This is a genomic window from Bariatricus sp. HCP28S3_A7, from assembly GCF_052066375.1.
In the GTDB taxonomy this organism is placed as follows: Bacteria; Bacillota; Clostridia; order Lachnospirales; family Lachnospiraceae; genus Allocoprococcus.
Genome location: NZ_JBQHSG010000001.1, coordinates 97,591 through 118,887, shown reverse-complemented (window position 1 = coordinate 118,887; position 21,297 = coordinate 97,591). Strand labels below are relative to the sequence as shown.

20 protein-coding genes and 2 tRNA genes are annotated in these 21,297 nt (G+C 46.6%); 4 read left to right on the top strand and 18 right to left on the bottom strand.

All coding sequences use genetic code 11. The features are described from left to right. Window positions 1–16 precede the first annotated feature (16 nt). From yajC to ACTNA4_RS00585, 3 genes are all read right to left on the bottom strand, one after another. Window positions 17–295: a preprotein translocase subunit YajC gene (yajC, locus tag ACTNA4_RS00595; protein ID WP_427806438.1), complete on the bottom strand. Its 279-nt coding sequence runs from the start codon at window positions 293–295 to the stop codon at window positions 17–19. 110 nt (window positions 296–405) lie between these two features. Continuing rightward, window positions 406–1,539: a tRNA guanosine(34) transglycosylase Tgt gene (tgt, locus tag ACTNA4_RS00590; protein ID WP_427806439.1), complete on the bottom strand. Its 1,134-nt coding sequence runs from the start codon at window positions 1,537–1,539 to the stop codon at window positions 406–408. A 71-nt stretch (window positions 1,540–1,610) separates the two neighbouring features. After that, on the bottom strand, window positions 1,611–3,500 hold the full coding sequence (locus tag ACTNA4_RS00585; RefSeq protein WP_441028142.1) for a L,D-transpeptidase family protein: 1,890 nt from the start codon (window positions 3,498–3,500) through the stop codon (window positions 1,611–1,613). Window positions 3,501–3,734: 234 nt separating this feature from the next. Here ACTNA4_RS00585 and aroC point away from each other — a divergent pair, with 234 nt between their 5' ends. Further along, on the top strand, window positions 3,735–4,838 hold the full coding sequence (gene aroC, locus ACTNA4_RS00580; RefSeq protein WP_427806442.1) for a chorismate synthase: 1,104 nt from the start codon (window positions 3,735–3,737) through the stop codon (window positions 4,836–4,838). 17 nt (window positions 4,839–4,855) lie between these two features. Further along, window positions 4,856–5,797 (top strand): RluA family pseudouridine synthase, encoded by a 942-nt coding sequence (locus tag ACTNA4_RS00575; protein ID WP_427806443.1) that lies wholly within the window; start codon window positions 4,856–4,858, stop codon window positions 5,795–5,797. Window positions 5,798–5,837: 40 nt separating this feature from the next. On the opposite strand, the gene ACTNA4_RS00570 is transcribed toward ACTNA4_RS00575, so the two are convergent. The 7 genes from ACTNA4_RS00570 to pap form a co-directional block, all read right to left on the bottom strand. Beyond that, entirely contained in the window at window positions 5,838–7,505 is a 1,668-nt protein-coding gene (locus ACTNA4_RS00570; RefSeq protein ID WP_441028140.1) for a nucleoside kinase, read from the bottom strand. 44 nt (window positions 7,506–7,549) lie between these two features. Then, the gene (locus ACTNA4_RS00565) at window positions 7,550–8,320 is read right to left on the bottom strand and encodes a Nif3-like dinuclear metal center hexameric protein (protein ID WP_427819121.1); all 771 of its coding nucleotides are present in this window, start codon (window positions 8,318–8,320) and stop codon (window positions 7,550–7,552) included. A 12-nt stretch (window positions 8,321–8,332) separates the two neighbouring features. Next, window positions 8,333–9,037, bottom strand: coding sequence for a tRNA (adenine(22)-N(1))-methyltransferase (locus ACTNA4_RS00560; RefSeq protein ID WP_427806446.1), 705 nt, complete (start codon window positions 9,035–9,037; stop codon window positions 8,333–8,335). Between the two features lie 8 nt (window positions 9,038–9,045). Next, a complete protein-coding gene (gene rpoD, locus ACTNA4_RS00555; protein ID WP_427806447.1) occupies window positions 9,046–10,161 on the bottom strand; it encodes an RNA polymerase sigma factor RpoD in 1,116 nt (371 codons plus the stop codon). Between the two features lie 39 nt (window positions 10,162–10,200). Then, on the bottom strand, window positions 10,201–11,976 hold the full coding sequence (dnaG, locus tag ACTNA4_RS00550; protein ID WP_427806448.1) for a DNA primase: 1,776 nt from the start codon (window positions 11,974–11,976) through the stop codon (window positions 10,201–10,203). A 99-nt stretch (window positions 11,977–12,075) separates the two neighbouring features. After that, window positions 12,076–13,080 (bottom strand): deoxyguanosinetriphosphate triphosphohydrolase, encoded by a 1,005-nt coding sequence (locus ACTNA4_RS00545; protein ID WP_427806490.1) that lies wholly within the window; start codon window positions 13,078–13,080, stop codon window positions 12,076–12,078. Between the two features lie 42 nt (window positions 13,081–13,122). Then, on the bottom strand, window positions 13,123–14,613 hold the full coding sequence (gene pap, locus ACTNA4_RS00540) for a polyphosphate:AMP phosphotransferase (RefSeq protein WP_427806449.1): 1,491 nt from the start codon (window positions 14,611–14,613) through the stop codon (window positions 13,123–13,125). A gap of 283 nt (window positions 14,614–14,896) precedes the next feature. Here pap and ACTNA4_RS00535 point away from each other — a divergent pair. After that, a tRNA-Leu gene (locus ACTNA4_RS00535) sits at window positions 14,897–14,981 on the top strand. Between the two features lie 152 nt (window positions 14,982–15,133). Then, window positions 15,134–15,218, top strand: a tRNA-Leu gene (locus ACTNA4_RS00530). A gap of 56 nt (window positions 15,219–15,274) precedes the next feature. Here the strand turns inward: ACTNA4_RS00530 and ACTNA4_RS00525 are convergent. The 8 genes from ACTNA4_RS00525 to infC form a co-directional block, all read right to left on the bottom strand. Further along, window positions 15,275–15,481 carry a maltose acetyltransferase domain-containing protein gene (locus tag ACTNA4_RS00525; protein ID WP_441028138.1) on the bottom strand — a complete coding sequence of 69 codons (207 nt, stop codon included), beginning with the start codon at window positions 15,479–15,481 and terminating at the stop codon, window positions 15,275–15,277. After that, on the bottom strand, window positions 15,478–16,233 hold the full coding sequence (gene lgt, locus ACTNA4_RS00520) for a prolipoprotein diacylglyceryl transferase (protein ID WP_441028136.1): 756 nt from the start codon (window positions 16,231–16,233) through the stop codon (window positions 15,478–15,480). The genes ACTNA4_RS00525 and lgt overlap by 4 nt, the downstream gene beginning before the upstream one ends. A 15-nt stretch (window positions 16,234–16,248) precedes the next feature. Then, on the bottom strand, window positions 16,249–16,869 hold the full coding sequence (locus ACTNA4_RS00515; protein WP_441028134.1) for a metallophosphoesterase family protein: 621 nt from the start codon (window positions 16,867–16,869) through the stop codon (window positions 16,249–16,251). 7 nt (window positions 16,870–16,876) lie between these two features. Continuing rightward, window positions 16,877–18,784 (bottom strand): BMP family ABC transporter substrate-binding protein, encoded by a 1,908-nt coding sequence (locus ACTNA4_RS00510; protein WP_441028132.1) that lies wholly within the window; start codon window positions 18,782–18,784, stop codon window positions 16,877–16,879. 143 nt (window positions 18,785–18,927) lie between these two features. Further along, window positions 18,928–19,563 carry an HD domain-containing protein gene (locus tag ACTNA4_RS00505; protein WP_427819116.1) on the bottom strand — a complete coding sequence of 212 codons (636 nt, stop codon included), beginning with the start codon at window positions 19,561–19,563 and terminating at the stop codon, window positions 18,928–18,930. A 438-nt stretch (window positions 19,564–20,001) separates the two neighbouring features. Next, a complete protein-coding gene (rplT, locus tag ACTNA4_RS00500; RefSeq protein ID WP_427806455.1) occupies window positions 20,002–20,358 on the bottom strand; it encodes a 50S ribosomal protein L20 in 357 nt (118 codons plus the stop codon). 32 nt (window positions 20,359–20,390) lie between these two features. After that, window positions 20,391–20,588 carry a 50S ribosomal protein L35 gene (gene rpmI / locus ACTNA4_RS00495; RefSeq protein ID WP_427806457.1) on the bottom strand — a complete coding sequence of 66 codons (198 nt, stop codon included), beginning with the start codon at window positions 20,586–20,588 and terminating at the stop codon, window positions 20,391–20,393. A 33-nt stretch (window positions 20,589–20,621) separates the two neighbouring features. After that, window positions 20,622–21,116 (bottom strand): translation initiation factor IF-3, encoded by a 495-nt coding sequence (infC, locus tag ACTNA4_RS00490; RefSeq protein WP_441024480.1) that lies wholly within the window; start codon window positions 21,114–21,116, stop codon window positions 20,622–20,624. Window positions 21,117–21,297 lie beyond the last annotated feature (181 nt).

Below are 21,297 nucleotides of genomic sequence, written 5' to 3'. Positions count from 1 at the left end.
TTTCACCCTTACAGCACTACTGAGCTGCTCCCGGCTTTTCAACCTGCATAATAGCCTGCTTCTGCATCGGGATACGGCAGTTCTTGTTGCTTCCGAATTCAACAATCACATCATTCTCGGTAATATCAATCACAACACCGTAAAATCCACTCGTTGTAAGAATCGTATCTCCTACTTCAAGTTCTGAAAGCATAAGCTGTACTCTCTTCTGCTCTTTCTTCTGAGGACGGATCAACAGGAACCAGAGCCCACCAAAGAACAATGCATAAACTGCAATAATTACTAAATTATTCATGTTACTTCCTCCTAAATCTTCATAAACGCTATTGCTATCATACACAATAACTTGGATTTCATCAAGTGATTTTCACAATTTCATCCGGATTTTTCTGATTTTACTATCATTTAGTCTTCTTTCTCTTCCATCGCACGAAGCGTTTCGGCCTTAAACTGGCTGTATCTTCCTTCGTCGATGGCATCCCGGATCTGCTCCATCAGGTGATTATAGTAATACAGATTGTGCAGAACGCAAAGCCTCATTCCCAGCATTTCTTTTGCTTTCAACAGATGACGGATATATGCTCTTGAATACTTCCGGCACGCCGGGCACTGGCATCCCTCTTCAATCGGCCGGGTATCCAGCTCATATTTCGCATTAAACAGATTCAATTTTCCATGTCTGGTATAAACATGCCCGTGCCTTCCGTTTCTGCTCGGGTAGACACAGTCAAAGAAATCCACTCCTCTGTCCACCGCTTCCAGAATATTGGCCGGAGTTCCCACTCCCATCAGATAGGTCGGCTTGTTAAGCGGAAGATGTGGAACGACTGCGTCAAGAATGCGGTACATCTCTTCATGAGACTCACCGACTGCAAGTCCGCCGATTGCATACCCATCCAGATCCATTTCGGCGATTTGTTGCGCGTGTTCCACCCGGATATCCTCATAAATGGCTCCCTGATTGATCCCGAACAGCATCTGCTGCCGGTTGATCGTATCCTCAAGGGAATTCAAACGCTCCATCTCCTTCTTACAGCGCGCCAGCCATCTCGTTGTCCGGTCCACAGAAGCCTGAATATATTCTCTTGTCGCCACACTCGACGGACATTCGTCAAATGCCATCGCGATCGTGGATGCCAGATTCGACTGGATCTGCATGCTCTCTTCCGGCCCCATGAAAATCTTTCTTCCATCGATGTGGGACTGGAAATACACGCCCTCTTCTTTGATCTTTCTAAGACCTGCCAGCGAAAACACCTGAAATCCACCGGAATCCGTAAGGATCGGCTTGTCCCATACCATAAATTTATGCAGTCCTCCAAGCTTCCGGATCACCTGATCCCCCGGACGCACATGCAGATGATAAGTGTTCGAAAGTTCCACCTGCGTTCCGATCTCCTGAAGATCCGCTGTAGACACTGCTCCCTTGATAGCCGCCACGGTACCGACATTCATAAACACCGGAGTCTCGATCACTCCGTGAACCGTGTGGAGTCTTCCTCTTTTGGCAAGACCGTCTCTTTTTATTAATTCGTACATAATACCCTCTTTCAACGTATCAGGACGGCATTCCTGTCGTCCTGAATCCATTCATTTCATATGATTTTGTTTTAATAGTGACACACGACCGGTGTCCCAGCTGACACGTTGTTAAATACAGTCTCCGCTACACTGTACGGAAGGTTCACACATCCCCTTGAACCGTGTGTCAGATAGCGGGTTCCTCCGAACGCAGCCTGCCACGGTGCATCATGCAGCCCGATTCCTCCGTTAAACGGCATCCAGAAAGATACCGGTGATTCCCACTCGTATGTGCCGTCCGGCTGCTTCGGTCCTCGAAGCGTCGCATTTTTCTGGCAATACTTAATGTAATAAACTCCCTGCGGCGTCGCATCGCCCCTGCTCGGAAGTCCCGTAACAATCGGTCCCTGGGTTACGACCGCTCCGTTAACGAACAAATACAAATACTGGTTTGTGAGATCCACTTCCACATACGTATTCCCCCAGTCAGGGCCGTCGTGTGTCGCCGCCGTTGTCCTGTATGCAGGCTCCTTCGTCACAGTCTCTCCCTTCTGGATACTGGCAACAAGTGCCTCATATTCCGCATCCCGGTCAATCGACCATCCGTAATCTCCGCCTTCTACATTGACTGTATTTCCATTTCCCGCCGTAAACGTACGCTGTCTTCCATACGTATTATATTTACTTGCAAGCCCCTTGATGTATTCAGCCACCTGATCCGTGTCAAAGGTGACGGCCATATTCCCATCCACCTTCACCCACTGTGAGATCAGTTCTTTATCGACCACTTCGGTTGAAGAACCGAATGTATAGGTAATACTTGCAGTCAGATATTTATTCATCGCCGAACATGCATCAATGACTTCCTGGGACTGCTCCGTAAACTGCGGTTTCACATAGCACTCTTCTTCCGTCATATCCATCTCCGGAAGAAAACCGGCAATATATTCGCTGACCTTTACCTCAAATACTTCACGGTTAATCTGAGATCCTGTTTCTTCTTTCTTAACCACGAATTCTGTCCCGTTGTATTCCGGAATCGCGGAAACCGGTGCCTGCTGATTTTCCTCTTTCATGCACGCAAGTCCGTCCAGAACCCCGGTCAGCTTCGCGCTGTCATACTCCACCCCGATTGAAGCTGTGATCTCAGGCGCTTTCCAGAGGCTCATCGGCCACAAAAAGGCATTCTGTTCTTTCAGAAGCTTCTCCAGTTCTTCACTTTTTTTATAAGTAAGATCAATCTCGCTGCCACTGATCGTCTCCGTATCTCCGTCAGACTCATGCAATGTAAGCGTGTAGCCCGCCACCTGTTCCTTCATGTAATTTTCCACATCGCTGACGGATTCAAGTGCGTGGTCTGTTCCGTTAATCGTGGTCTGGAACTGAAAATGACTCATGAAAAAGAACGCAAACCCCAGATAAACAGCCGCTGTAACTCCCAGGATCGACGCCAGCACGATCTTTGCGACCTTCTTCCGCTTTCTGCGGCGCTCAGCCTTCTCCTCATCGGTTTCTTCTTCCTCATCGAAGCTGTCGTCAAACTCCTCTTCAAAAGCTTCTCCATCTTCCGCACTCAATACCGGCTCCAGCTCTTCGCCGTCCTTTGCATCCAGCAGGAGTTCTTCCTCATATTCCTCCTCCGGAAGTGGTTTTCTTTTTTCTTTCTTCACCTTCCGGCCACGCTGTGCCTTGTACTTCACCTCTAACGAGTCTTCTTCATTCTTCTTATCAGCCTTCTTATCCCGACCTGCGGTCTGCGAAGAACCCAGGTCATCCACAGATAAATGGCTGCCTGAGCGATCCGATGCTTTCTTCCGATTCGTTTTGCCCGCTTTTTCCACTTTTTTATGTTGCCGGACAGACCCCTCTTCTTCATTCCTGTTCACCTCATCGTAGATTTCTTTCATCGTCTCTTCCATGATAAGCTCTGCGTTCTTCTCTGTATTCTCTTCTGTCATTTTCATATCCTTATCACCCATTCAGATAATTGCTCCCTCTAAACTCAATATGTGGTTATTATAATACGAACTCATTCCCAAATACAATACAAAACTCCCTTTTTTCCTTAATAAATTATTAAGATTGCTTGCGTCCCAACTTTTCTTCCATTATACTGTCATGTAGACAGGCCCCGCCCGTCAAACCAAAAAACAATATTGGGAATATCCTTTTCCCGTATTCACATACTCAAAAAGAAAGGCTTGGTGTATCAAATGGCAGGTTCCATTTATGGTAAATTATTTCAGATCTCAACCTGGGGCGAATCACATGGAAAGGGGATCGGCGTCGTGATCGACGGATGTCCCGCCGGACTTCCGCTTTCTGAAGAAGACATTCAGATCTATTTAGATAGAAGAAAACCGGGGCAGAGTAAATTCACAACGAAACGTAATGAGGGCGATACCGCAGAAATTTTATCCGGTGTATTCGAGGGAAAGACGACCGGAACGCCGATTTCCATCGAGATCCGCAATCAGGACCAACGCTCCCGTGATTACGGTAATATCATGAACGTATACCGTCCCGGACACGCGGACTACACTTTCGATGCCAAATACGGCTTCCGTGACTATCGCGGCGGCGGACGTTCTTCCGGGCGGGAGACCGCAGGACGTGTGGCGGCAGGCGCCGTAGCCTGCAAAATTCTGAATACTCTTGGAATCGAAGTGCATGCTTACACAAAGGCAATCGGCCCTTATATGATTCCCGAAGCGGAATATGATTTTAACCAGGTTTTCGAGAACCCGCTCTACATGCCCAATGCCGTCTATGCTTCAAAGGCTTCCGAATATCTTTCAAAATGCATGGAGGATCAGGATTCTGCCGGCGGCATCATTGAATGTTCTATTACCGGAATGCCTGCAGGAATCGGAGATACCGTATTCGATAAGCTGGAGGCCAATCTTGCGAAGAGCATCCTCTCCATCGGTGCTGTCAGAGGCTTTGAGATCGGAGACGGTTTCTCTGTTTCCGAATCAAACGGAAGTACAAATAACGACCCGTTCCGTTACGATGAAAACGGAGCCCTTACCAAACTTACCAACCACGCAGGCGGCACGCTTGGAGGCATGAGCGACGGAAGCCGAATCCTTTTCCGCGCTGCCGTAAAGCCGACCCCTTCGATTTCTCGTGAACAGCAGTCTGTAAATAAAGATGGGGAAAATGTCTCTCTCTCCATAACCGGCCGCCATGACCCGGTCATTGTACCGCGTGCCGTCGTTGTGGTTGAGGCAATGGCAGCCATCACAATCGTTGATCTGCTCTTCACCAATATGTGCGCGCGGATGGACAAAATCAGTGAGTTCTACCAAAGGTAGAAGGGAGCATTTTCTCTATGTGGAAACGAATTCTTGAATATCAGATTACAGAAACAACATTACAGACAAAAAATGCCAATCATATCCATGGGTTTTTAAAAGCCCATGGGTATTCTTCTGCTGTCATCCGCCATCTGAAAGAAACAGAAAACGGGATCTGCCGAAACGGAACCTGGGCACATATTCACGATCCCCTCATGCCGGGCGATATGCTGACCATTCAGCTCACGGAAGACACTTCTTCCCAAAACATCCTTCCGGTTCCGCTTCCGCTTTCCATTGTCTACGAAGATGAGGATCTGCTCGTGATAGATAAGCCTGCCAACATGCCGATCCATCCCTCCCAGGGAAATTACGACAATACGCTGGCAAATGCCTGTGCCTGGTATTTTTCTCAAAAAAACGAACCCTTCACCTACCGCTGCATTAACCGACTGGACCGCGATACGACCGGGCTGCTGATTCTGGCCCGCCACATGTACAGCGCTTCGCTTCTGTCCGCCATGGTCGCCAGACGTGAAATCCACCGCGAATACCGCGCGGTTGTGGAAGGATTGCTTCCCGAATGTGGAACCGTTGATGCCCCGATCGGGCGCTGTGAAGGCTCCACCATTGAGCGCGAAGTAAATGTCGAAAACGGAGAGCCTGCGCGTACACATTTTAAACGGCTTGCCCATACGACCGTTCCCGGAACCGGTAAAGAGTATTCACTTGCCGCCCTGTCGCTGGAAACCGGACGGACCCACCAGATCCGGGTACACATGAAACACATCGGGCATCCTCTCCCCGGTGATTTTCTGTACAATCCGGATTATTCCGTGATCGGCCGCCAGGCTCTCCATTCCTATCGCCTCACCTTCCGTCATCCGATTACCGGAACCAAGATGGATTTCCGCTCTCCGCTCCCGGACGATATGGTCCTCTGTCATGAATTTCGGGAGGCAGTATCGCATCAATAAATGCAATACGCCTCCCGTTTCTTTTTCTCACTCCTATTTTCTATATTTCGAAACATCCTCCGCCAATGAACTCTCTTAAAATCGAGTTCTGCGGTATATTTTCACTTCCGATCCCAACAACATAATCCAGAAACTTAAGCAGCCTCTTGGCTTCCAGGTATTCCTCGCAGTTTTTATCAATTCCGAACAGGATCGGCTCTGCATAAGCCTTCAGCACCGCCAGCTCATAAAGCAATGCTGAGTTAAACATCACATCCGCCTCTTCCTGATACGGGAAAATGTTGTTATCCTCGCCTCTTCGCACCGATTTCCACATCGCGATCGTATCCTTTGCAGAAGTACCGCGGGTTCTCGCATCCCTCACCATTCTTCGAAGAAGCCGTCCGTCCGTCGTCGGAATCCGATTGTGCTCATCGATATTCAGCTGCGTAAGTGCGCTGATATAAATTTTGAATTTATGCTCTCTCGGAAGCTCTCTGGTAAGTGCATCATTCAGACAATGAATTCCTTCAATCACCAGAATATCATTTTTCCCAAGCTGTTTGTAATCTCCTTTATATTCCCGTTTTCCGGTCTTGAAGTTGAAATATGGGATTTCCACCCGCTCCCCATTCAGAAGAGCCTGAAGATCCAGATTGAATTGCGCCACATCGATTGCCTCAAGGCATTCATAATTCGGCTTTCCTTCCTCGTCCAGCGGCGTTTCCGAGCGATTCAGAAAATAATTATCCACCGCAATTGGATGCGGCACCAGTCCGTTGACACGAAGCTGCACCGAAAGCCGGTGTGAAAATGTGGTCTTACCGGAAGATGACGGGCCTGCGATCAGAACAAACTTTTTCTCAGGCTGGGAAGCGATCTGCTCGGCGATCTGTGCGATTCGTTTCTCCTGAAGTGCCTCCTGCACCAAGATCAGCTCTTGTGGATCTCCTCTGGTCACAAAATGGTTGAGATCTCCGATTGTCTCGATTCCCATCCGATCTCCGCCCTGTGTTGATTCCTTTAATACTTGAAAAAGCTTGTGTTGCGGATTAAAAGGAGGAACCAGCTTCGGGTTTTCCTTTTCCGGCATCTGTACCACGAATCCCTCGTCGTATAGAAACAGTTTGAAATATTTTAGATATCCCGTAGACGGTACCATATATCCGTAAAAATAGTCTTCAAATTCATTGATGCTGTAAAGATTGACCCGGGATACCCGGCGGTAATGGAAAAGCTTCTCCTTATCTTTCATACCGTACTCGTGGAATTTTTCGATCGCATCGTCGGTATGGATTCCCTGCTTTCCGATTTCCAGATCCATCTCCACCATCTGGCGCATCCTGCTCTCGATTCTGTCAAGCAGCTCCTGATCCAGATACAGGTTCCCTTTAAGCGTAAAATAAAATCCCTTATCGACTGAATAATGGATCCTTACTTTTTTCACATTTTCATGCCCGGCTGCATCGTAGACCGCTTTTATGAGGAGAAAACTGACTCCGCGCCTGTAGGCCATATTGCCCAGCTCCTCTCCGGTTGTTACAAACCGAAGTCTGCAGTCCTTCGTCACCTTCTTGCGCAACTCCTGAAGTTTTTCGTTCACAAATACCAGCACGATGTCATTCTCATACTGATCCTGATATTCTTTTGCGATTTCAAGATACGTCGTTCCCTCGCGATACGCTCTTTTCTCACCGTTTATTTCAACCTGATAACGCTTCGTCTCCACCTTCCGGCACCTCCTTATTGACATAAAAAACTGTTTCCCGATCGTTACATAACCCAGAACGGATGACGGACCGGAGCCGTCCTGATCTCGGCCTCCGGAAAATGCTCTTTCAGAAACTGTTCCATATCTGCTATAAAAATATACTCTGTTCCATAATGCCCGGCATCGATGATTGCCAGTCCCTGAGCCAGCGCATCGATTCCTTCATGATGATCGATATCACCGGTCACAAGCACATCCGCCCCTTTCGCCAGAGCAGGGCCGATCATGCTCTTTCCGGATCCCGGAGATACAGCCATCCTCTTCACCGTTTTCTTCGGATCTCCGAAGACTTTCACACTCGGCAGTGCCAGACGTTCTTTGACAAAACCACAGCACTCCTCCAGAGTCATCGCTTCCTTCAGGTCAGCTACTCTGCCGATCCCCTCGTCCGGGTAAGTCTCCTCCAGTATCTCAGGATCCTTCATCTCCATAAATTCTCCGGCAAGATCCGCCATTCCCATCACATCATAATTTGTATGCATAGCATAATATGCAATATCTTCTCGGATCAGTCGGATTACCCTGCGTCCGATAAAACTCTGATCATTGATTTTTTTTAACGCTTTAAAAATCATAGGATGATGAGTAACCAGCATATCTGCTCCCCATGAAGCCGCATCTTCAATCACCTCATCGGTCGCATCCAGCGCAATATAGATCTTCCCAACCTCTTTCTCATATCTTCCCGCCAGAAGTCCGACATTATCCCATTCCATCGCACATTCTTTCGGATAACGTTTTTCAATGGTATCAATTATCTCCCTGCAAATCACGCTATGTACCTCCTAATAATACGTATTCAGAATTCCCCTGATCCATTCGATTCTATAGGAAATCTCTTCCATACGTTTCTTCGCACGCACGGATTCCTGACTTTCGAGCGCAGATAAAATTCTGTTCTGGATTTCCATCTCCCGTTCAAGAAACTGTCCGAGAACCGGATGTGCCTGCTGCAAAAGCACCCGTCCAAATTCCAGTTCTTCTTCGGAATACGGTATTTCCCCGGCACCTGCCATGCATGGAACTGCCTTCATCATCGGATAATATTTTCCATCCTCATAGACCATGTCTTCGGCCACGATCCGGTATCCTTCTTCGGTCAGGTATTTTCTGACGCTGTCAATCTCCGACTGCGGCTGCAGAATCAGTTCTTTGAGCGATCCTGCCGTATCTCTTTCCTCGGAAAGAATCCGTATGACAAGACCGCCGCCCATACCGGCGGCGATCATACAGTCTGCTTCATTCATTTGTAAGTTTTTAAGCCCGTCCGACAGCCGCGTCTGGATCTTTCCTTCCAGTCCGTGCTCCCGGATATGCTCCTTTGCCCTTTCAAGAGGACCTTTATTAATATCCATGGCAATCGCCGACGGTATCACACCCGCCTCGGTCAGATAAATAGGAATATACCCATGATCGGTCCCCACATCTGCCAGCCGCATCCCGGGCGTTACCAGCTCCGCGACAGCCTTAAGTCTCTTTGATAATTCCATCTCGTCCTCTAATCCAGATAATCTCTTAATTTTCTGCTTCTGCTCGGATGGCGGAGTTTACGGAGCGCTTTAGCCTCGATCTGACGAATACGCTCACGGGTAACATCGAATTCCTTACCTACTTCCTCCAGCGTTCTCGCTCTTCCGTCATTCATACCAAAGCGGAGTCTGAGTACCTTCTGCTCTCTGTCGGTCAGTGTATCAAGAACCTCATCCAGCTGTTCCTTCAAAAGCGTCTGTGCTGCTGCTTCCGCCGGCACCGGAACATTGTCGTCCTGAATAAAATCACCAAGATGGCTGTCTTCCTCCTCGCCGATCGGAGTTTCCAGGGAAACCGGCTCCTGCGAGATCTTCAGAATCTCACGCACACGTTCAACCGGCATGTCCAATTCTTCCGCAATCTCTTCCGGCGTGGGTTCCCGTCCCAGCTCCTGCAATAATTGTCTGGACACTCGAATCAGTTTGTTGATGGTTTCTACCATATGAACCGGAATACGGATGGTTCTTGCCTGATCCGCAATTGCTCTCGTGATTGCCTGACGAATCCACCAGGTTGCATAAGTACTGAATTTAAAGCCTTTCTGATAATCAAATTTTTCAACTGCTTTGATCAGTCCGAGATTTCCCTCCTGAATCAGATCCAGGAACAGCATACCTCTTCCCACATATCGCTTTGCAATACTAACAACCAGTCTCAAGTTCGCCTCAGCCAGGCGCTTCTTTGCGTCCTCATCGCCTTCCGCCATTCTCTTTGCCAGTTCTATCTCTTCCTCCGCACTCAGAAGCGGAACCTTACCGATCTCTTTCAGATACATACGGACCGGATCTTCGATACTGATTCCGTCCGGTACAGAAAGATCGATTTTCTCCATATCCACTTCATCCTCGTCAGACAGGATGATCTCCAGATCATCATCTGTGTCGTCCACATCTCCGCTGATGCGAAGTACGTCGATTCCAGACGATTCCAGATACTCGAACACCTTTTCCATCTGATCCGGTTCCAGCTCCATATCATGGAACACTTCGTTGATCTCACCGATTTCAAGAATGTTCTTTTTCTTTTTGGCAAGCGCAACCAGACTCTTTAATTTTTCTTCAAATTTTGCCACGTTCTCTACCATGTCGTGTCCTTCCTCTCATTGCTTGTTTATATTTTATCCCTAATTGATGGAAATATGCAGTTTCTGCAAATCCTGCAAAGCCTTCTTTGCATTCATGAGCCGCTGAAGTCCCTGGATGTCCGTGGAATCCAGCTTCTTCGTTGCCTCCTCAATACTGTACGCCTTCACGCGGATGATCGTCTCCTTGATCGCCTTCTCCTGTTCCTGCTTTGTCGTCAGTTCCTTGATCCTGGTGTGGAAAAGGGACGCCGCTTCTCGGTGATCGGCCTCTTCTGTAAAATGGTTCATGATCTTTGCCGGATTCACATCGCCCTGTTCGTACTGTTCAAACAAAAGCTCCGCCACCTGCCGGTACAGATCCGTTGTAAAATCCTCCGGCGTGATATAGCGGCTGATCTGCGGGAACAGTTCTTCATGGTCGATCAGCCAGGTCAGCAGGATCTTCTGCGACTTCATATGCCCGTCCTCTTTTGGAACGGTCTTATCCTGCGTCTGCTTCGGCCTTACCGCCGGTGTTGCCTGTCCACTCTGAATCGCCGTCTTTACGACCAGCTTCTTCAGTTCCTCATATCCGACACGATACGCTTTTGCAACTGCTTCAATATAATTATTTCTTTCGATCTCTTCTTCAAATTCTGCAAGTTTTCTGGATGCCATCCGCAGAAATTCTGTCTTGCCTTCGGGGGAAGTCATATCATAATCTTTCTCCATCATCTCCAGACTGAACATAAATCCGTTTCTGGCCTTTGCGATCCGCTCCTCAAATGCTTCCGCTCCGAGGTTCTTGATAAATTCATCCGGATCCTTATAAGGTTCCATACGGATCACTTTTGCGGTGATGCCGGCGTCCTTCAGAATCGGCACCGCCCTGAGTGCCGCCTTCGTTCCGGCTTCATCACTGTCGTACGTCAGGTACACTTCACTCACATACCGTTTGATCAAAGCGGCATGTCCGGGTGTCAGCGCCGTTCCCAGCGATGCCACAGCGTTCGTAAAACCTGCCTGATGTAAAGAAATCACATCCATATATCCCTCACAAATCAGAAAATATGGTTTTCTTGATGTCCGTGCCCGGTGCAGTCCGTAGAGATTCCTGCTCTTGTCAAATATCATCGTCTCCGGAGAGTTCAGATATTTGGGCTTTCCGTCTCCCATCACACGTCCGCCGAAACCAATGACACGGTTATTCACATCCATGATCGGAAACATGACACGATTCCAGAATTTGTCATAAATTCCGTTTCGCTCGTCTACATTTACCAGCCCGGCCTTGATGATCAGATCGTCATTGTAACCTTTCGATCTCAGATACTGATACAGATCATTGCTGTACTTGTTTGAATACCCGAGTCCGAACGCGGTGATCGTCTCCTCGCTAAGCTTGCGTCCCGTCAGGTAATCATGCGCGATCTTTCCTCCAGGCGCCTTCAGCTGCGCATAGTAATACTTTGCAGCCAGCTTGTTCATCTCCAGCAGGGTCGCCCTGAGATCCGCCCGCTCCTTCGCCTCTTTGGAATACTCCTCCTTTGGAAGCTCCACCCCCGCTCTCTGGGCGAGAAACTTCAGTGCCTCCGTAAAAGAGTAATTCTCATATTCCATAATAAATGTAAACACATTGCCGCCCGCACCGCAGCCAAAGCAATAATACATCTGCTTATCCCGGCTTACGGAAAACGACGGCGATTTCTCATTGTGGAACGGACACAACCCGAAATAGGAGCTTCCCTTCTTCTGAAGCTTCACATATCCCGATATTACGTCCACAATATCATTTTTCATTCTAACTTCTTCTATAATCTCATCCGAATAATACATGAAATCTTTACACCTTCCTGGTGTGAAAGCAAAACCAAAAGTTTCCAGTAGTAAAAAGCCCTCACATTTAATATATTCGACAAAACTTTTTGATTTCCTTTAATTTTTCCACGCTTCCGGAATAAAAATATCCTCAAATTTTTTTACGGCATAATTATCCGTCATGCCGGCAATATAATCACACACCACCTGCTCCGCCGAATCGCCTTTCTCCATCTGAATCCGGTATTGTTCCGGAAGAAGTTCCAGATGATCCTCATAATAAAAATACAAATTTTCGATCATATGGATCGCCTTCGTTTCCTCTCCCTTTGCACGGGGATTCTGGTAGACATGCTCAAACATAAACTTTCTCAGATCACGCATCGCCTCTTCGATTTCCTCCGACATCCGGATCTCCGGCTGATCCATGCTACTTATAATCACATCATGGATCATCGTGTTCAGCCGCGAACGCATCCCGGTTCCAAACACCTCTCGAAACCGGAGCGGTATATCCTCTTCAGTAAGGATTCCTCCACGTATCGCATCGTCAATATCATGGTTGATATAGGCGATCTTATCCGACAGCCTCACGATCTGCCCCTCAAGAGTTGCCGGTTTTCCCACACTCTTGTGATTGCGGATCCCATCGATGACTTCCCATGTGAGATTCAGCCCCTGTCCGTCCTTTTCCAGCACTTCCACCACGCGCACGCTCTGTTCGTTGTGTTTGAATCCGCCCGGACACACTCCGTTCAGAGCCCGCTCTCCGGCATGACCAAAGGGCGTATGCCCGAGATCATGCCCCAGACTGATCGCTTCTGCCAGATCTTCATTCAGCCGCAGCGCCTTCGCGATGGTCCGCGCATTTTGTGAAACCTCCAGAGTATGTGTCAGCCTTGTGCGATAATGATCCCCTTTGGGAAGCAGAAATACCTGTGTCTTCTGTTTCAGCCTGCGAAACGATTTACAGTGCAGGATCCGGTCTCTGTCTCTTTGAAAGACCGGCCGAATATCACACTGCGCCTCTTCTCTTTTTCTTCCTCTCGTATTGACGCTTAGTGTCGCATACGCACTTAAATATTCTTTTTCCCGCTGTTCCATCTGCTCTCTGATCGTCATATTCCTGCTCCCTTTCAGCGATCTGTTCATGCGAACTTCTCATTATTTTTCTTCTTTCAGACGTTCTTCAATGGCATGAACCACCGTCTCAAGCACTTTGATCCTTGCATAATACTTGCAGTTTCCTTCCACTACGACCCACGGTGCATGCGGTGTGGAAGTACGAATCAGCATCTCATTGACTGCTTCTTCGTACTGATCCCATTTTTCACGGTTTCTCCAGTCTTCATCGGTGATCTTCCACTGTTTTTCCGGATTTTCCTGGCGCGCCTTAAACCTTGCTGCCTGCTCATCTTTATCGATCTGCATCCAGAATTTCAGCACGATAGCGCCGGCATTCACCAGATCCTGCTCCATATCATTGATTTCCTTGTAGGCTCTCTGCCATTCTTTCGTCGTACAGAATCCTTCGATTCGTTCTACCATCACACGGCCGTACCAGGTTCTGTCGAAGATCGCAATGTGGCCCGCTTTCGGCATAGCTCTCCAGAAACGCCACAGGTAATGATGTGCTTTCTCAATATCATTCGGGGATGCAGTCGGATTTACCACATATCCTCTCGGATCCATGTGTTCCGTCAGACGCTTGATCGCGCCGCCCTTGCCTCCGGCATCCCAGCCCTCGAAGCCGAGCACCACCGGAATTCTTCTGCGGTACAGTTCACCGTGGAGACGTTCCATCTTGCCCTGCAGTTCCTTAAGCTGCTCTTTGTACTGCTTCTTGCTGAGCTTTTTGGACAAATCCGCCTTCGCAAGCAGCGATTCCTGGAATTCTCTCTCTCCACCGCTTCTTCTCTCTTCCTGTGCTTCCTCCGGCATCTTCACCTTCTCCAGCGCCATCTGCATTGCATGGATCACTGTCGTGAAGATCTTCGCTGTTGCATACCGCTTATCCGTCGCTTCAATGATCGTCCACGGTGCATAATCCGTATCTGTTTTCCGAAGCATCTCTTCATTCATCTGCTCATATCGTGCAAATTCCTTATTTCTCTTCAGATCGCCCTCGCTGACTCTCCACTTCGTCTCCTTCGATTCCATCAGCTTTTTGAACCGCTTTTTCTGTTCTTTCTGATCGATCGCAAGAAACAATTTCACAATGACCATTCCGTCATCTGTAAGCTGCTTTTCAAAAGAACGAATCGATTCATAGTCTGCCGGCAGTTCTTCTTCCGACACTTTGCCGTCGAACCGGTCGATCTGTACTCTGCGGTACCAGCTCGTATCGTAGATCGCAATTCTTCCCCGCTCTGGCGTCTTCGTCCAGAAACGCCACATGAAAGGGTGCATCCGTTCCTCTTCCGTTTCTTTCTTAACCGCATGTACCTCAAATCCTCTCGGATCCAATCCCTGGATCAGACGTCCGATCTGCAGGCCTTTTCCCGAAGCTCCGTACCCTTCAAAGGCGATCATCACCGGAATTTTCTGTTCCTTGCATTCCCGCTGCAGATGCCCAAGCTCCAGCTCCAGCGTCTCCATCTTCTCCTTGTATTCTTCCTTGCTCATTTTCTTTGTTAAATCTACTTTTTCTAACATACGGCTACCTCCTGACATCCGTTTCGCCATTTTTTCTTCTTCTCATCTCAATTCGTCTGGCATTGATTGAAAAAACGCATAAATAAACCGCTCAATTATTTATTATTTTACTATATTTTCTTTCAATTAGGAAGAGGATTTGTTAAATATCGAATTTTGTTTCTATTTCCATTTTAATTATTAATATTGCGAATATATTTTTTTAAGAAAATTATGTTGACTTTCCCCATATAATCATGTATTATAGCTGTTGTCAGCAAAACATAAACAAAATAGTTGGTATGCGGAAGTGTCGGAACTGGCAGACGAGCAAGACTAAGGATCTTGTGACTATTGCAGTCGTGTGGGTTCAAGTCCCATCTTCCGCATTATTTTTTTGAAAAAGCCCTTGAATTTTCATGGGTTTTTCTTTTGCTCCATTAAACACAGAAACAAACACTTTATAATCCATAGCAATTATCATAAAAAACTTTTTTCTTATTGACAAATCCATTTATTTAATATATAATAAAGCAGTCGCGCGGAAGTGTCGGAACTGGCAGACGAGCAAGACTAAGGATCTTGTGACTATTGCAGTCGTGTGGGTTCAAGTCCCATCTTCCGCATTTTTAATTAAATGGGAAGCCTTGATTCGAGGCTTCCCATTTTTTGTTCTTTTTGATTACTGATAATAAGGAATTCCTACCGAAACATTTTCCCCTATGCTTCCAAAGAGTTGTTTCAAAACTTCTGTATTTTCTCTTGTCTGGTTATATGCAAAAGAATTATACTGCGACAACAAATTTCTTGCATTATTTTTATACTCCAAAAAAATTGCATTGTGACAGTCATACCATTCACCAGCCATACATTTTTCTAATTCGTTCATAACAACTCCCTGTCTCTTCTTCTGTTCTGCCAGAGCAACACCACTGCCCCTGCCACGATCACGATCGAGATCATCTGCGAGGTAGAAAGCATTCCTATATTTCCCCTGTCATCTGCCCGCAAAAATTCCATCAAGAATCTTCCGACACCGTAAAGTATCATATATAATGCTCCGCCGTCTCCGGTATGCTTGATCTTTTTATAATAAAGAAGAAGAATTGCCGTGATCAGGAAATCGCCCGCTGACGAAAAGAGCTGTGTCGGCAATACCTTGACACCTGCCGGTGCCATGCTGTTGGCCGGGAAAACCACTCCCAGAAAGGACTGTGTCTCTCTTCCGTAACAGCAGCCTGCCAGAAAACAACCGATCCGTCCGAATCCCTGAGCCAGTGAAATAGAAGGTGCACACAGATCAAAATATTCCAGAAAAACAAGTCCTTTGATCCTGCAGTATATAATGGCTGCCAATACTCCTAAAATGATTCCGCCGTACACCACAAATCCTTCTGATCCCAGAACGCTGAGAGGATCTTTGATAAATGCAGGGAATTCCACGATCACATAGAGAAGCTTCGCTCCGAGAAAACCGGCAAGTACTCCGTAGAGTGCAATATCGATGACCGCTTCCGGATTCAGCTTGTATTTTTTAGCTCGGTACATGCCCATTGCAATGCAGCATAAAATGCCGATCGCTATCATCAATCCGTAACCGTGGATCGTGATTTTTCCAATTGTTAAAATGTCTGTCTTCATGTTCTATCCTCATTTCTATCTGATATGTTCTCCGGGATTTTCATCCTCAAAATCGAACACACACCGTTCAAACGCATTGATCACATGCGTATCCTGGTATTTGTCGTATCGTTTATGCTGTCTTCCGTAGGACATATGTACATGTCCGTGCAGGAAATACTTCGGGCGATATTTTTCCATCAAATTCAGGAACACTTGGAATCCCTGATGCGGAAGATCTCTCCCGTCATTCAGTTCATAAGCCGGTGCATGCGTCACAAGGATATCAAATCCCCTCCTTCTGAGCAGCTGAAACCAGAGTTTGTGTACGCGTTTTTTCATGCCGCGCTCTGTATACTGATGCTCTCCCGGTTTATAGCGCATAGAACCGCCCAGCCCCAGGATCCGGACCCCTTTGTACACATAAATCTGATCGTCGATGCAGATGCATCCTTCCGGCGGAATCTGCGCATATTTATCATCGTGATTTCCGCACACATAGAGTACCGGTGCTGATGTAAATGTTGCAAGGAACGAAAGATAATGAGGATCCAGGTCACCGCAGGAAATGATTAAATCAATTCCCTGCAGTTTACTTTTTTCAAAATGATCCCATAAATATGCAGATTCTTCGTCTGCAATCGCAAGTATCCTCATAATCTCTTTAGCCTTTCTTCTCTATTCCCTGCTGCTGGATCGTGGGCTTGGTTTCTTCAAGCATTTCATCTGCTTTCGGAATCGTTCCGATCACATTCTCCGCCAACCAGTCCATCGTCACAATTTCTTCCGGCGTCAGATCTCTGGAAGGATCTGACTGTACAATTCCAGTCTGAGAATAGAGCACTCCCGAGAACGGATTAAACTCTCCACTACTGATTGTTTTCTTCAGCAGCTCAACCAAACGTTTGGTGCCAATCGGCAGGCTGTCTGAGCAAATAACATCGATCGCGCCGGATGACATTCCCCACCAGTAATTGATTGCTTTCAGTTCCGTAGATTTATCATCGTATTTCCATGTTCCGTCCATAATCGTCCGAATCAGCTGTTCGTAGAATTTTCCCCAGTGCCACAGAGGCATGGCAAGACTTCTCGGATACCCGTTTTCCATCCGGTAAATACCAAAATATCTGGAGGACTCTTCCGGAATCACCATATCCATACCGGAAATAATGTTTGCCCCTGATTTCCGGATATTTTCAAGCGCATCACTATCTTTTTTCTTATACCATTCCAGATAGACCTGTGCTCTCGGATTGATCATTTTCGCTCCCAGCGCAAATGCATTGATATTGGCAATAGCACCAAAGATCGGGTAATCGGCCAGATATGCGATCTTGTTATTCTCAGCCATCGCGCCTGCAATCGCTCCCATCAGGAATTTCGCCTCATGCATACGGGCGTAGTAAGTCCGGATATAACGATGAGAAGTATTCAAAGAACAGTTCAGAATCCGGATATCCTGATTTGCGATCGCCGCTTTCACACTGGCCTGTGTAAAGGCCGGTGTCGTCGTAAATACAATATTACATCCATTTTGAATTGCCTCACCTATCACGTCTTCTACTGTCTCCGGCGTGACATTATCATAATACACGGTCGTAACTTCGTCCGGGAACGTCTGCTCCAGATGCAGTCTTCCAAGCTCATGGGCATATGTCCATGCGGAAGATGACGGCGTTTTTTCATATATAAAGGCAATCTTAAGCTTCGGCGAACTCAACGGGAGAAGACGGCTCAGAAGTGGTTTCTTCTCGCTTGTCGGATTCATCTTAAGCTCCACTTCTTTGTCGACACCGATCAGCTCAAATTCTTCCCAGCTCTTGGTAATCATTTCTTTCAGCTCACTGCTGGTCTTTTCTTCCAGTGTCTGATAACCGTAAAGCTTAATGAAAGCCAGAAATGCATCCCCCGCCGTAACCGGGAGTTTCTCTCCGCCTCTTGCTTTAAATTCAGCAGTAAATCTTGAATAAGCCGAACTGAACGTCAGCTTTTCATCCTCACTCCACACCTCATCCGTGCCTTTTCCGACAGCCTCCTGCAGCTTTTTAAAACTACCTTCCTGACTGAACCAAATATAATTGATCTTAGACAAGTCATAGAAATCGAGAAACTCATAATATATTTTGTTTTCTTTTTCATCGGTACGTTTTGGTATAATCCTCGTTACCGTACCCGGAATAGACGTAACACCATAATATTTCATGACACTGACACGCTTATTTCCTTCTTCTACATAGAATTTATTCATAAATTCATACGCCTTGATCGGATCCCTCAAGCCTTCATTTTCATGAATAGTACTTAAGGTCGCCCATTTCTGCGCAAACTCTGTATTTTCCCTCAAAATCGGCATAAAATTTCCGGCAAATGCATTACTTCTTCCACCATGTCTCGTACCCACGATCTGATCCATCGGGATCTGAACCAATCCAAGCGGCACTTCTGAAAATGTTCCCTTTGTCGGGAGTATATCATCAAGGACAGGAAGTGTCGGTCTGACTCCCCGAAGCATCCTTGACTGATAATCGCGTTTTCCAGCTTTATATGCTTTGCTATATTCTTCTGATGACATAAAATATCCTCCTTTGAGAATTTACTGATCCATCTTATACTTTCTATACAAGGATACCTTCTTCTCGATTGGAAATCAAGCCTTTCCATATAAAATAATTTTGCCTGTATTTCACGCCGATCTATCGGCTGAAGATTCCCCGGCTACAGTTCTCGATCCGCGATAATACGTCCTTTTTTCAGATTTGGCTCGATAAAATTCTTCCGCGAGTAATCCCACAACTCCTCCGAACCTTCTGCCGTTCGTTCATTTCTCTTTAAAATCTGTGAAAGCTTCACCTGATGTTCTTCCCATGCTTTTCCGTCCGTCGCCGCATTCAACATGATCGGCTGAACGTTATCCATGGTTCTTGCGAATCTGGCTTCCGGTGTCTTTCTCTCTTCAAATTCTTCCCAGAGTTTTCTCAGCCGCTGTCCCTGATCCTTGGGGAGCAGTCCGAAAATGCGTTCCGCAGCTTTTTCCTCTCTTTCACTCTGGGTTGCCTTCGCGGCTTCATCATAGGCATAGGTATCCCCGGCATCAATCTCCACGATATCATGGATCAGAAGCATGGTAACTGTTTTCAGCACATCGATCGGCTCATTGGAATATTCACTAAGGAGAATCGTCATCAGTGCCATGTGCCATGCATGCTCTGCATCATTTTCCTTTCTGGCAGCGCCTGTGAGATAGGTCTGGCGGCCGATGAACTTTTCTTTGTCAATTTCACGGATAAAATCGAATTGTTGATCCAGGCGGGATTGTTCCGGGTGGGATGGGGTGATTTTTTTGGTATTCATAAGGGGAACTCCTTTCTTTTGGGGGTGGGACATTCGAAATCCGCCCTGTCGGGCTGTTTCGAATGGAAGTTTGTGGGGTGTGTCGTTTTGTTTTTTGATAATACCCACGGATTGTTCCGCACTTCGTGCTCCCACATCTTCGCTCCGCTTCGGTCGGCGCTATACGGATGTCCACTGGACATCCAGTGCCCTCCAATCATTCGAAATCCGCCCTGACGGGCTGTTTCGAATGGAAGTTTGTGGGAGTGTATCGTTTTGTTTTTTGATAATACCTACGGATTGTTCCGCACTTCGTGCTCCCACATCTTCGCTCCGCTTCGGTCGGCGCTATACGGATGTCCACTGGACATCCAGTGCCCTGGTATTATCAAAAAACCCCGCAGATTTCTCCGCGGGGCTTCCCTCTTCTCTCTCAAGCGTTAAGCAAATCGTCTTATCTTATGCAAGTGCTTTCTTTGCTACGTCAGCGATTGCTGCAAATCCTGCTGCATCGTTAACTGCGAGCTCAGCAAGCATCTTTCTGTTCATGTCAACACCAGCTACTTTTAAGCCGTGCATTAACTTGCTGTATGATAAACCATTGATTCTTGCAGCAGCGTTGATACGTGCGATCCATAACTGACGCATCTGACGCTTTCTCTGCTTTCTTCCAGCGTAGGAAGATGTAAGAGCTCTCATAACAGACTGTTTTGCAACTCTGTACTGTTTAGAACGTGCTCCTCTGTATCCTTTCGCTAATTTTAAAGTTCTATTATGTTTCTTTTTAGCGTTCATGCCGCCTTTAATTCTTGCCATTTCTTACTCCTCCTTCTATCGTTAACCCTATCTTAGAGATATGGTAATACTTTCTTCATGTTCTTTACGTTAGTAGCATCTGTGATAGTTGACTGTCTAAGATTTCTTTTTCTCTTTGTAGATTTCTTAGTTAAGATATGGCTCTTGTAAGCTTTATTTCTTTTTAACTTACCTGTTGCAGTTTTTTTGAAGCGCTTTGCAGCTGCTCTATTTGTTTTAATTTTTGGCATGATGATTTCCTCCTTAATATAAAATGTTTATTTTTAACGTTTTTCAGTTAAAACCATGCTCAGACTTCTGCCTTCCAGTTTGGCCGCTTTTTCAACAACAGCAACATCTTTCAGCATATCTGCAAAATCATCAAGGATATGTTTACTCTGCTGCATATGGGCCATTTCTCTACCTCTGAAGCGAAGTGTAACTTTGACTTTATTACCTTTCAAAATGAACTTCTTCGCATTATTCATCTTGGTATTCATATCATTCGTATCAATATTCGGTGAAAGACGCACTTCTTTAACTTCGACAGTCCTTTGCTTTTTCTTTGCTTCTTTTTCTTTTCTCGCCTGTTCGTAGCGGTATTTACCATAATCGATGATCTTACATACAGGCGGCTTTGCTGTCGGAGCGATCTTAACCAGATCGAGTTCCGCTTCCTGTGCCAGCTTCATTGCTTCCTTTGCTGACATAATTCCTAATTGTTCCCCACTCTCGCTAACGACACGCACCTCTCTGTCGCGGATTTGTTCGTTGATCATTAAATCGCTAATTGTTGTGCACCTCCATAAATAAAAATAAGTGAATAGTTCTCAGACCATCCACTTCTCATTGCACAAAACACCCTTTCACGGTATACTGTCATCGATATCAAACCATTAGTCGCTCGATTGCGCTAAGGTGAGAGTGGACACTCTGCTTTCTTTTTCGCTTCACGCAAAT

Bases quoted from the DNA above. Each gene is read 5' to 3' on its own strand.
- aroC (WP_427806442.1), top strand. From the start codon at position 3,735: ATGGCAGGTTCCATTTATGGTAAATTATTTCAGATCTCAACCTGGGGC.
- ACTNA4_RS00505 (WP_427819116.1), bottom strand. From the start codon at position 19,563: ATGAATACCAAAAAAATCACCCCATCCCACCCGGAACAATCCCGCCTG.
- lgt (WP_441028136.1), bottom strand. From the start codon at position 16,233: ATGAAGACAGACATTTTAACAATTGGAAAAATCACGATCCACGGTTAC.
- yajC (WP_427806438.1), bottom strand. From the start codon at position 295: ATGAATAATTTAGTAATTATTGCAGTTTATGCATTGTTCTTTGGTGGG.
- ACTNA4_RS00545 (WP_427806490.1), bottom strand. From the start codon at position 13,080: ATGACGATCAGAGAGCAGATGGAACAGCGGGAAAAAGAATATTTAAGT.
- rplT (WP_427806455.1), bottom strand. From the start codon at position 20,358: ATGGCAAGAATTAAAGGCGGCATGAACGCTAAAAAGAAACATAATAGA.
- infC (WP_441024480.1), bottom strand. From the start codon at position 21,116: ATGATCAACGAACAAATCCGCGACAGAGAGGTGCGTGTCGTTAGCGAG.
- ACTNA4_RS00560 (WP_427806446.1), bottom strand. From the start codon at position 9,037: ATGGAATTATCAAAGAGACTTAAGGCTGTCGCGGAGCTGGTAACGCCC.
- ACTNA4_RS00575 (WP_427806443.1), top strand. From the start codon at position 4,856: ATGTGGAAACGAATTCTTGAATATCAGATTACAGAAACAACATTACAG.
- ACTNA4_RS00515 (WP_441028134.1), bottom strand. From the start codon at position 16,869: ATGAGGATACTTGCGATTGCAGACGAAGAATCTGCATATTTATGGGAT.
- rpoD (WP_427806447.1), bottom strand. From the start codon at position 10,161: ATGGTAGAGAACGTGGCAAAATTTGAAGAAAAATTAAAGAGTCTGGTT.
- ACTNA4_RS00510 (WP_441028132.1), bottom strand. From the start codon at position 18,784: ATGTCATCAGAAGAATATAGCAAAGCATATAAAGCTGGAAAACGCGAT.
- ACTNA4_RS00585 (WP_441028142.1), bottom strand. From the start codon at position 3,500: ATGGGTGATAAGGATATGAAAATGACAGAAGAGAATACAGAGAAGAAC.
- dnaG (WP_427806448.1), bottom strand. From the start codon at position 11,976: ATGTATTATTCGGATGAGATTATAGAAGAAGTTAGAATGAAAAATGAT.
- pap (WP_427806449.1), bottom strand. From the start codon at position 14,613: ATGTTAGAAAAAGTAGATTTAACAAAGAAAATGAGCAAGGAAGAATAC.
- ACTNA4_RS00525 (WP_441028138.1), bottom strand. From the start codon at position 15,481: ATGAACGAATTAGAAAAATGTATGGCTGGTGAATGGTATGACTGTCAC.
- rpmI (WP_427806457.1), bottom strand. From the start codon at position 20,588: ATGCCAAAAATTAAAACAAATAGAGCAGCTGCAAAGCGCTTCAAAAAA.
- tgt (WP_427806439.1), bottom strand. From the start codon at position 1,539: ATGTACGAATTAATAAAAAGAGACGGTCTTGCCAAAAGAGGAAGACTC.